The following is a 10,033-nucleotide window of genomic DNA, read 5'->3' as shown; positions in this document are numbered from 1 at the left end:
CCGGCCCGGTGTCAAATTGACCCGACCCGCTCCGACCTGCTGGAATAAAGACCGCCCCGTTTCCGGGACAACCCCTCTAACTTACCAGACCATCCTGAGTGGTGCGAACACCATCCGAAAGGATCTGCGTGGAGGTTGCCCCCGAGTGAGACCGGCGATCATCGCCGTCCTCGCGGGACTGGTGAACTCTATGTACGGCTCCCGGAACCGTCAAATCAACCGCCCGCCGGTGTCATCCCCCGCCCACGGGTAGGAAGCCACTGTGCCCCGAGCCCTCACCATCCTGCTGGGTATCGCCTGCGCGGTGATCGTCCTGTTCGGCATGCGCGAGGTCGCGTCGATCCTGGGCCCGGTCGTGCTCGCGCTCGTGCTGGTCATCGCCGTCGCCCCGGTGCGGAGCCGGCTCGCCCGCGTGGGCGCTCCCGGGTGGGTGCAGGTCGCCGTGCCCTTCCTCATCGTGCTGTTCGTGCTGCTCGGCATGGTCGCGGTGCTGACCGTCTCCGTCACCCAGCTCGCCTCACTGCTCCCCGCGTACGCCCCGCAGTTTCAGCAGTTGCTCAACGACGCCCAGAACTTCGCCACCACCCACGGCGTCAGCAACGCCCAGCTCGACAAGGCGATCCAAGCCCTCGATCCGGCCAAGGTGCTCGGGCTGGCACAGAGCCTGCTGTCGAGCCTGCTGGGGATCCTGTCCAGCTTGTTCCTCATCGTGGTGCTGCTGCTCGCGATGTGCCTGGACACCCCGGCCATCGCCAGGATCATCGCGTCGGGCAAGGAGGTCAAGCCGCACCTGGTGCAGGCGTTCGGCACGTTCGCCCACAAAACCAGGCGCTATCTCATCGTCTCCACGATCTTCGGTCTCATCTGCTCGGCGCTGGACGTCCTGGCCCTGTCCATCCTGAGTGTGCCGTTGCCCCTTCTCTGGGGTGTCCTGGCGTTGATCACCAACTACATCCCGAACATCGGCTTCGTCCTCGGCCTGATCCCGCCCGCGATGCTGGCGCTCCTCGACGGCGGCATCAAGCAGATGCTCCTCGTCGTCGCCGCCTATATCGCCATCAACGTGGTGATCCAATCGTTCATCCAACCCAAGTTCCTAGGTGACGCGGTGGGGCTGTCGACCACGATGACGTTCCTGTCACTGATCGTCTGGACCTTCGTCCTGGGGCCCCTGGGCGCGCTCCTGGCGATCCCCCTGAGCCTGCTCACGCGGGCGATACTCGTCGACAGCGACCCCAGCGCGGGCTGGGCGGCCGCTCTCATCTCCGGAGCTCCGCCAGAGTCACGCCGCTCAGGCGCTTGACCTCGTTGGCCAGATGCGCCTGATCCGCGTAGCCCGCGACCACCGCCACCTCCGCGGGCACCACCCCCGCACGGGCCAGTTTCAGCGCCCGCTGGAACCGGACGACCCGCTGCAGGACCTTCGGCCCGTATCCGAACGAGGCCAAACTGCGCCGCAGCAGCTGCCGCTCGCTGAACCCCAGCGTCCAGGCCACCTCCCCCACGGTCCGCCCCGTCCGGAGCGCCTCGGCTATCGCTGGCGCCGCGGCGTCGGCGGGCGCGGTGGCCCGAAGCCGGGCCACGACCGCGGCCCGCATGCTCGCGAGCCGCCCGCCCGACATCGCCCCATGCCCGCATACGGAGAACTCCTCCCCGGACACGGAGAACCCCAGGTCCGCCACCGGCACCCGCTGGTCGCGCAGGGCGTGCGCCGGCACGCCGAACACGTCCCCGACGCCGCCCGGCTTGAACCTGATCCCGGTGAAGGCGTCCCCCGCACGCACCCGCACCGGCATCGGCCCGGTGTCCGGCCCGGCCACGAACGCCCCCGAAGGCCCCCAGATGAGGTCCACGCACCCATCGGGCACCACGAGTCGCGTGCCGTCGGCGTCGCTCACCTGCCGCCACACGCAGGTGACCCGTCCGTCGAAGCCGTCCCCGGGAGGCCGCTCTTCGTACATGCCTCCAAGCTACGCACCCCCACCGACAAGAAGTCACACCCGCCCGTACGCCCGAGGAATCACAGCCGCCCGTACGCCTGGAGCGTCCGCAGCCGGTGCACGGTGATGAAGCCGCCCCACTCGTGCTCCACCACGGGCGTCCAGATCAGCCAGTTCCCCTGCCACCCGCCCTCGTCCGACTGGGCGGCGGCGAGCGCGTTGAGGTGCCGGTCCAGGACGTCCTGCGTGAACAGCGGCAACCGCAGCGGCGAAGGAGCGAAATCGAGGGGAAAATGCGCCTCGCCGGACGCGTCGGGGTCGAAGGTGACCGTGGCCAGCAGAGCCTCGCGCAGCCGGGCGAACTCCGCCTCGGCCCGCGCCCGGTCGGGGACGAGGTCCAGGAACTGGACGACGGCCCGCGCCTCGTACGGGGTCGTGGCCGAGATGCCGGCGATCGCCGACCAGCAGAAGTCGGTGGCCGGCCCGAGCCATGGATGAGCGACGCCGTGCTTGTGCAGGAGCCCGGCGATCGACGCGGTGGGGATGAGATTGCCCGGGGGCTCCTCGCCGGTCTCCCACCAGGGCGCCCGCGGCGTGTCGCGGACGCTCGGCAGCACGAACGGCACGCCGCCGTCCTTGGCCGTGATCCCCAAGAGGTAGTCGCAGGCGGCGGCCACCATCGGATCGTCGAAGGTGTCCAGCTCGTCGAGGATCCAGAACGCCACCTCCACGGGCTCCGGCTGGCTGCCCGCCCCGCGCAGGTCCGGTTCGAGCGCGTTGCCGAAGCCGCCGTCATCGTTCCGGTAGCAGCGCAGCGCGTCGAGCACACGCGTACGGGAGGCACCCCTGAACAGGGCCGCGAACCTGAGCCTGTCGATCAGCCGCCCGTGCAGCAGCAGGTATCTCTCAGCGCGGGAGACCGCCCGCGAATTCAGCTCCATAGCGGTGAAGCTATCCCCGCCTGGCCAGGTTCTTCTTGTAAGAAACGGACACGTGGGGCGCCGGGGTGCGCCGCACGGGCATCTCCGCCCGCCTGTTCGTCACGGCGTGGCCAGGGCCTCCGTGGGCGACATGCGGGCGGCTCGTACGGCCGGATAGAACCCGGCGATCCCGCCGATGAGCAGGGTGGCGAGCACGCCGCCGAGCATGGCCCAGACCGGCACGATCGCCGGCCAGCCCTGGAAGCTCGCGTACGCGGCGGTGACGCCGATGCCCAGCACGACGCCGCCCACGCCACCGATGGCGGCCAAGAGCAGCGATTCGGCCAGGAACTGCAGCCGGATCTGCCCGCGGGTGGCGCCCAGCGAGCGGCGTAGCCCGATCTCGGCGCGCCGTTCGAGTACCGAGATCACCATCGTGTTGGCCACGCCGACCCCGCCGACCAGCAGGGCGACGCCGCCGAGGCCGAGCAGGAGGGCGTTCAGGGTGGCGTCGGTGGCCTGTTTGGCGGCCAGCGCGTCCGACGGTCTGGAGACCTCGACCTCGTTGGGCTTCTCCGGGTTGGCGGTGGTGCCCAGCACATCGCGTACGGCGACGACGGACGCCTCCTCGGCCCTGGCATAGATCGTGGTCGGGTAGCCGTCGAAGTCCAGCCGTTCCTCGGCGACGGGCCAGCCGATCAGCGCCGCGGTGTCGAGTTCGGGGGCGAGCGGCGCGGGACCGAGCACGCCGACGACGGTGAACCACTGCCCGCCCAGCCAGACCCGCTGGTCGGGGCCCGCGCGTACGACGCCGAGCCGGTCGGCCGCCTTGGCGCCGAGCACGGTGGCCGGGTACCGCTGGGTGGCCTGGTTCAGCCAGGTGCCGCTGACGACCTGGGCGCCCACGTCGTGCGGCAGGTCGAGGCGGGCGGCCGTGACCGAGATGCTGCCCGACTGGGCCGCCGGGATGTGGTCGTTGCGGTAGACCTTGGCGGGCGTGGTGCCCGTGGCGGTGACCGAGGTGACGGGTGCGATCCGTTCGATCATGCCCTCCGCCTCGGCGGGCAGGTGGGAGCTCTCGCCGAAGAGCGTCTGGCCGGGTGAGACGGTGAGCAGGTTCGTGCCGAGCGCTTCGAGCTGGCGGTTCAGGTCCTCCTGGCTGGAGGCGGAGATGCCGACGACGCCGAGCATGGCCGCGATGCCGATGGCGATGCCGAGGGCCGACAGGAACACCCGCAGCGGCCTGGCCCGCAGGCCCGCGCCGCCGACCCTGAGGACGTCGCGCGGGCGCAGCCGGGCGGAGGTGAGGATGGCGGCGGTCATAGCCCGGCTCCGTCCACCACAAAACCGCCCGCCACAGCACCGTCCACCGCAAGGCCGTCCGCAGCGCCGTCCACCATGCGGCCGTCGAGCATCTCGACCTGCCTCGGGAGCGAGGCCGCGATGTCGCGGTCGTGGGTGATGACGACCACGGTGGTGCCGCCGGCGTTCAGCTCGCGCAGCAGGTCCATGACGCCCGCGCCGGAGCGGGAGTCCAGGTTGCCCGTCGGCTCGTCGGCCAGCAGCAGTCGCGGTCCGCCGACCACGGCACGGGCGATGGCCACCCGCTGCCGCTCGCCGCCGGACAGCTCGTGCGGGCGGTGGCCGAGCCGGTGTCCGAGTCCGACCCGTTCGAGTGCCTCGTGGGCGCGCAGGCGGCGTTCGCGCAGGGAGGGTCCCGCGTACAGGAGGCCGTCGGCGACGTTGTCCAGTGCGGGGACGCCCGCGGCGAGGTGGAACTGCTGGAAGACGAAGCCGATGACGTTCGCCCGCAGCGCCGACAGCTGCCTGTCGTTGAGGGTGAGCACGTCGTGCCCGGCGATGCGCACGGTGCCGCTCGACGGGTGGTCCAGGGTGCCGATCATGTTGAGCATGGTCGATTTGCCGGAACCCGACGGGCCGACGATGCCGACGAGTTCGCCGTACTCGATGCCCATGGAGACGCCGCGCAGCGCGGCCACCTCGCCGTACTTCTTGCTCACCGCGCGCAGTTGGACGATCACTTGGGCACCGCCACGGTCGCGCCCTCCTGGACGCCGCCGACCTCCACCTTGCCGTCGGCGAACATGCCGATGTGGACGGCCGCGTACTGGGTGGTGCCGCCCGTCACGACCTGAACGCCGTAGCCGCCCTCCGCGAGGGCCAGCAACGCTCCGACGGGTACGGCCAGCACGTTCTCGCGCTGGGCCGACACGATCGTGACGTCGACGGGGGCGGAGTCGAATGGCTTCTTCAGGCCGCTCACCGACACCTTGACCTCGATCGTGGTGGTGGCGTCGCCGCCCGTGCCCGTCTCGGTCGCGACCTTGCCCACGCTGGTGACCTTGCCCTTCACGGTGGAGCCGTCGGGCAGCTCGACCGTAGCGCCGAGGCCCTTCTTGACCAGATGCGCGTCGGCCACGTCGAGGTTGACGAGCACCTGGCGGGTGGTGCCCGTCGCGGTGAGCACGGGCCCCGTGCCGCCGGCGCCGAGCGTGGTCTTGAGGCCGGCGACGCGGAGGGGTCCGCGCTCCACGACCACGTCGGCGGGCTGGACCTCGCCGGTGACGTCCAGGCCGAGGTCGTCCTGCCAGTCCTCGACGGCCTCGCGGGTGGCCCAGGTGAACTCCTTGTCGACGTCGAAGCCGGTGTAGCCGAGCTTGGCCAGGTTCCGCTCCAGCAACTCGACGTCCTTGCCCTCGACGCCGTCCTTGAGCACGCGGTAGAGGGGCATGCCGCCGTAGAGCAGGGGGCGGCGGTCGGCGTCGACGCTGTAGACGGCCTTGCCCCGGGTGATGGTGGCGCCTTCCTCGGGTAACCAGGTGATCGTGCCCGGCGACTTGGCGGTGACCGTGATGGTGTCGCCGTAGCCGAGCGTGCCGTCGACGGTCTTGGTCTCGGTGAGCGTCGTGCGAGCCACCTTCGCGGTGGCCGGGGGCGTACGGTCGGCGACGGCCGTGCCCGAGCCGTTGCCGCCGAAGCCGATGGCGGCGGCCGCGACGGCGGCGGCGAGCAGGGCGGTACCTCCGGCCCAGGCGACGGTGCGGAGCGAGCGCCGCCTGGGCCGGAGCGGCCGGTCGGGAACGACCTCAGGCTGGGACCCGACCTGCGTCATCGCGTCCGTCCCAACTGCGTGAACTGGACCCGCGTCATTGCGTCTTGCCCAGCTGCGGGAACTTGGCCCGGCAGACCTCATAGGCCTGCTTGAAGTCGGGGTCGTCCAGCCTGAAGCTCTTGGCGAGGTTCTGGTTGGTCTTCCCGCTGAAGTCCGGGTCGGGCAGGTCGATGCCGTTCTCGCGCATACAGGCGGCGAACTGGCGCATCTTGTCCTGGTCCGCCGGGCTCAGCCCTTTGGCGTCCCTGACGGGGGCGACGGAGCGGCAGGCCTCCAACGCCTTCTGGACCTTGTCCGAGTTCAGCTCCGACTTGGGCAGCGCCTGGAACATCGCTTCGCCGTTCGGGTCGGGGTCGGGAACATCGAGGCCGTGCTCACGCAAACACGCGGCGAACTTCCTGCCCTGCTCGGCCTTGTCCACGGTCGCCGAGGGCGACGGGCTGGCCGTGGCGGCGGGCGATGCGGTCTTGACGGAGGCGACTCCGGCGGAGCTGGGCGCCGAGCCGCATCCGGCGGCGGCCAGGGCCAGCACGCCGGTGGCGATCAGGATTCTTCGCTTCATGCCCCGAATGTGCCGAGCGCCGATCAAAGGAGCCTGGGAGCCGCCTAGGAGCCGGGTAGGAGCACGCGGAAGGTGGCGCCCCGGCCCGGCGCGGAGTCCAGTTCGATCGTGCCGCCGTGGGCGTGCACGATCGCGGCCACGATGGCCAGGCCCAGTCCCGCGCCGCCGTCGGTCCTGGATCTGCCCTGGCCGACGCGATAGAGGCGGTCGAAGACGTGGGGGATGTGCTGCTCCGGCACGCCGGGCCCGGTGTCGGCCACCTCGAACACCGCCATGCCGCCTGCCGTGCCGACGCTCACCGTCACCGACGCGTCCTCCGGGGTGTGGGTGAGGGCGTTGCCGACGAGGTTGGCGGCGACCTGGCGCAGCCGGGCCTCGTCGCCCACCACCGAGACGGGGGCCAGCGTCCCGCCCAGGCCGCGCAGCCTGACCTGCCTGCCGGGCACCCGGACGCGGGCGTCCCGGATGGTGTCGGCCGCCACCTCCAGCAGGTCGACGGGGTGGCGGTCGATGGGGCGTTCCTGGTCGAGCTGGGCCAGAGTGAGCAGGTCGTTGACCAGCATGCCCATCCTGGCGGCCTCCTCCTCGATCCTGCGCATCATCTCCTGCTCGTCGCCGCCGCCCCGGCGGTAGAGCTCGGCGAAGCCACGGACCGAGGTGAGCGGGGTGCGCAGTTCGTGCGAGGCGTCGGCCAGGAAGCGGCGCATGCGGGACTCGGAGTCGGTCCTGGCGGCGATCTCGTTCTCGACGCGGTCGAGCATGACGTTCATGGCCGCGCCCAGACGGCCCGCCTCGGTGTGCGGGTCGGGGGCGGGGACCCGGCTGGCGAAGTCGCCCATGGCGATCTGGCCGGCCGTACGCTCCATCCTGGTCAGCGGGCGCAGGCCGAGGCGTACGACGGCGTCGGCGGCCAGGCCGAGCAGGAGCAGGATGAGCGCGCTGACGGCGAAGGCGATGGCGACGAGCGAGGCGCGGGTCGCCTCCAGTTCGCCGAGGGACTGCGCGACCACCACGGTGCCGCCGTCGTAGGTCGTGATCGCCTTCAGCCGCCAGGACGGCCCCGTGGTGCCGCTCACGGTGTAGGGATCACCCACGTGGACGTCGCCGAGCACCGGGCCGGGGTCCGAGTCGCCCGGCAGCTCGCTGACCAGTCTGCCGTCGGCGGAGTAGACGTAGATCCTGGCCACGGAGGCGACCCGCTTGGTCAGCACCTTCTCCCAGTCCATGGTCTGACCGCCGGAGATCAGGCCGGCCATCATCGGCAGCTTGCCGACCGCGCCGCCCATCGTGTTGAGCTGGGAGTCCACGCGGTGCAGGAGATTGTCGCCGAGCAGCGCGATGCCGATCACGTTGGCCAGCACGAGCGCGACCGTGGTGAGCCCGAGTATCGCCATGACGAGCCGGGCGCGCAGCGTCCACCTGCCCGGCCTCACCGCGGGGTCCTGAGCGTGTAGCCGACGCCGCGCACGGTGTGGATGAGCTGCGGCTCGAACTTGTCGATCTTCTTGCGCAGGTAGTAGACGTATGACTCGACGATGCTGGAGTCGCCGTCGAAGTCGTAGCGCCACACGCTGTCGAGGATCTGCGCCTTGCTCACCACCCGGCCGGCGTTCGTCAGCAGGTATTCGAGCAGGTTGAACTCGGTGGGCGACAGATCGACGAGCACGCCGCCGCGGCGCACCTCGTGCGCGGCCACGTCGAGCTCCAGGTCGGCGTAGCGCAGCACGTCCTCGCGCCCGGTCTCGGTACGGCTGCGCCGCAGGATGGCCCGGATCCGCAGCACCACCTCCTCCAGGCTGAACGGCTTGGCCACGTAGTCGTCAGCGCCCAGTGTGAGCCCCTTGACGCGGTCCTCGACCGTGTCCCGCGCGGTCAGGAACAGCACCGGGACACTCTCCCCAAGCCGCCTGGCCACCTCGAACCCGTCGATGTCCGCCATCATCACGTCGAGCACCACGATGTCGGGCTCGAACTCCCTGGCGGCCCGCACCGCCTCGACGCCGGACTCGGCGGTCCTGACCTCGAACGAGACCAGGCGCAACGTCTGCGAGAGCAGGGCACGGATGTTCGGCTCGTCGTCCACGACGAGCACCCTGGCCGGTCGATCCATGGTCAAAGGTCTACCCAAGCCAGTTCAAAGCCAGCTCAAAGTTCATTTCATCAGCTACCACCGGTTGAAGCCGGTGGTTTGCTCTCTCGGTCCCGTCTGGGTGAGGGGAGGCCGGTAGCGTGTGGCTGGTTGATGGCAGCCCAGCCCGCTATGCCGCGTGTGGCGATGTTGCGGGCCGCGATGTGGTCGGCGTGCCCAGCGAGGCCACACCTGGTGCAGACGAACCGGCCCCGCGCCAGCCGATTCGCCCTGGCCACGCACCCGCACTCCGGACACGCCTGCGACGTATACGCAGGGTCGACCAGGAGGAAGGCGATCCCGGCTCGGGCGGCCTTGTAGCGGGTGAAGGCGATCTGCTGGGCGAACGCCCAGCCGTGCAGGGTGCGCCGCTGGAACCGATGAGCCCTTACCCGCCCGCGGATACCCTGCAAATCCTCCAGGGCCACCCCACGGCCGGTGCGTTCGGCTTCACGCACCACGAACTTGCTGATCTGGTGGTTGAGGTCGGTCATCATCCGGTGCTCACGCCCGGCAAGGCGGCGCAGCACCCGCCGCGCCGCAGACGTCCCCTTCTTCTGCAACCGACGGCGCTGCCGATGGCGCCGCTCCCGCAACGTACGGACGTGGCCATTGCCGCCGGCCGGCCCCGACAGGGCGGTGCCGGGCAGCACTACACCATCGCTGGTGACAGCCAGGTTCGCCACGCCTTGATCCACCCCAATGAAGCCGTGGACGGGCTCACGCACCGCTGGCTTGGGCAGAGTGAGCGCTACGTGCAGCAGCCACACCCCGCGCCGGTAGATCAGGTCGGCCTCCCCCATCGGCAGCGCCTCGATGGCTTTGAGGTCTTCCGGCCGACCCGTGTAGGGCACGGTGACGCGGCCGGTGGGAGTCCACAGCGACACCGTCCGGGCGTCCCGGTTGAAACTCATCAGCCGGGCGTCATAGGGAACCGCGCCGTGCGGGCGGAAGATATGAGCGCGTTTCTTGCTGGCGCGCCGGTTGGCATACGCGCCCGCGACCCGGGCGATCGCCCGCACGGCCGCCTGCGCACCCAACCCGGCCACCTGCCCGCGCACCTCGTAGTAGGCCAGCCGATGCAACTCCACCACGCTGAAGACGCGATGCTGGAAGGCCAGCCGGGACACGACGGTGGCCGCCTGATTGCACAACAGCACCGCCGCGGCCAGCGCCTCAGCCTGGGCCGGTGCGGGCGCGAGCCGCAGTTGCACGACCGTGGGCAGGCCGTGGCGTTTGGTGGCGGAGCGGCGGATCGCCATCGCGCACCTCCTGTCACAGCACCCTCACCCACCGCACACAATACCGAACGTAATCAAGTCTTTCCATACTGTTTTCGAAAGGAGGAGT

10 protein-coding genes are annotated in these 10,033 nt (G+C 70.5%); 1 reads left to right on the top strand and 9 read right to left on the bottom strand.

Annotated features, from left to right (window positions below):
• Positions 1-262: 262 nt before the first annotated feature.
• Entirely contained in the window at positions 263-1,303 is a 1,041-nt protein-coding gene (locus AB0J16_RS51225) for an AI-2E family transporter (protein WP_358553892.1), read from the top strand.
• Here AB0J16_RS51225 and AB0J16_RS51220 read toward each other — a convergent pair.
• The 9 genes from AB0J16_RS51220 to AB0J16_RS51180 all read right to left on the bottom strand — a co-directional run bounded on the left by AB0J16_RS51220 (position 1,260) and on the right by AB0J16_RS51180 (position 9,945).
• On the bottom strand, positions 1,260-1,961 hold the full coding sequence (locus AB0J16_RS51220; protein WP_358553889.1) for a DUF6597 domain-containing transcriptional factor: 702 nt from the start codon (positions 1,959-1,961) through the stop codon (positions 1,260-1,262). The two genes, AB0J16_RS51225 and AB0J16_RS51220, sit on opposite strands and share 44 nt — an antisense overlap.
• 59 nt (positions 1,962-2,020) lie before the next feature.
• On the bottom strand, positions 2,021-2,881 hold the full coding sequence (locus AB0J16_RS51215; protein WP_358553886.1) for a hypothetical protein: 861 nt from the start codon (positions 2,879-2,881) through the stop codon (positions 2,021-2,023).
• Between the two features lie 99 nt (positions 2,882-2,980).
• Positions 2,981-4,183: an ABC transporter permease gene (locus AB0J16_RS51210; RefSeq protein WP_358553883.1), complete on the bottom strand. Its 1,203-nt coding sequence runs from the start codon at positions 4,181-4,183 to the stop codon at positions 2,981-2,983.
• Positions 4,180-4,899 carry an ABC transporter ATP-binding protein gene (locus tag AB0J16_RS51205; protein ID WP_358553908.1) on the bottom strand — a complete coding sequence of 240 codons (720 nt, stop codon included), beginning with the start codon at positions 4,897-4,899 and terminating at the stop codon, positions 4,180-4,182. Before AB0J16_RS51205 ends, AB0J16_RS51210 begins: the two co-directional genes overlap by 4 nt.
• Positions 4,899-5,993 (bottom strand): peptidoglycan-binding domain-containing protein, encoded by a 1,095-nt coding sequence (locus AB0J16_RS51200; protein WP_358553880.1) that lies wholly within the window; start codon positions 5,991-5,993, stop codon positions 4,899-4,901. Before AB0J16_RS51200 ends, AB0J16_RS51205 begins: the two co-directional genes overlap by 1 nt.
• 34 nt (positions 5,994-6,027) lie before the next feature.
• The gene (locus tag AB0J16_RS51195) at positions 6,028-6,555 is read right to left on the bottom strand and encodes a hypothetical protein (protein ID WP_358553877.1); all 528 of its coding nucleotides are present in this window, start codon (positions 6,553-6,555) and stop codon (positions 6,028-6,030) included.
• 44 nt (positions 6,556-6,599) lie between these two features.
• Positions 6,600-7,988, bottom strand: a complete 1,389-nt coding sequence (locus AB0J16_RS51190) for an ATP-binding protein (RefSeq protein ID WP_358553874.1) — start codon at positions 7,986-7,988, stop codon at positions 6,600-6,602.
• Positions 7,985-8,665 carry a response regulator transcription factor gene (locus AB0J16_RS51185; RefSeq protein WP_358553871.1) on the bottom strand — a complete coding sequence of 227 codons (681 nt, stop codon included), beginning with the start codon at positions 8,663-8,665 and terminating at the stop codon, positions 7,985-7,987. Before AB0J16_RS51185 ends, AB0J16_RS51190 begins: the two co-directional genes overlap by 4 nt.
• A gap of 50 nt (positions 8,666-8,715) precedes the next feature.
• The gene (locus AB0J16_RS51180; protein WP_358553868.1) at positions 8,716-9,945 is read right to left on the bottom strand and encodes a transposase; all 1,230 of its coding nucleotides are present in this window, start codon (positions 9,943-9,945) and stop codon (positions 8,716-8,718) included.
• Between the last annotated feature and the right edge of the window lie 88 nt (positions 9,946-10,033).

The organism is Nonomuraea sp. NPDC049750, from assembly GCF_040659625.1.
Lineage (GTDB): Bacteria > Actinomycetota > Actinomycetes > Streptosporangiales > Streptosporangiaceae > Nonomuraea.
Note: the sequence above shows the minus strand (reverse complement) of the source record. Positions and strands in the feature narration are given on the sequence as shown.

Bases quoted from the DNA above. Each gene is read 5' to 3' on its own strand.
- AB0J16_RS51220 (WP_358553889.1), bottom strand. From the start codon at position 1,961: ATGTACGAAGAGCGGCCTCCCGGGGACGGCTTCGACGGACGGGTCACC.
- AB0J16_RS51215 (WP_358553886.1), bottom strand. From the start codon at position 2,881: ATGGAGCTGAATTCGCGGGCGGTCTCCCGCGCTGAGAGATACCTGCTG.
- AB0J16_RS51210 (WP_358553883.1), bottom strand. From the start codon at position 4,183: ATGACCGCCGCCATCCTCACCTCCGCCCGGCTGCGCCCGCGCGACGTC.
- AB0J16_RS51200 (WP_358553880.1), bottom strand. From the start codon at position 5,993: ATGACGCAGGTCGGGTCCCAGCCTGAGGTCGTTCCCGACCGGCCGCTC.
- AB0J16_RS51195 (WP_358553877.1), bottom strand. From the start codon at position 6,555: ATGAAGCGAAGAATCCTGATCGCCACCGGCGTGCTGGCCCTGGCCGCC.
- AB0J16_RS51185 (WP_358553871.1), bottom strand. From the start codon at position 8,665: ATGGATCGACCGGCCAGGGTGCTCGTCGTGGACGACGAGCCGAACATC.
- AB0J16_RS51180 (WP_358553868.1), bottom strand. From the start codon at position 9,945: ATGGCGATCCGCCGCTCCGCCACCAAACGCCACGGCCTGCCCACGGTC.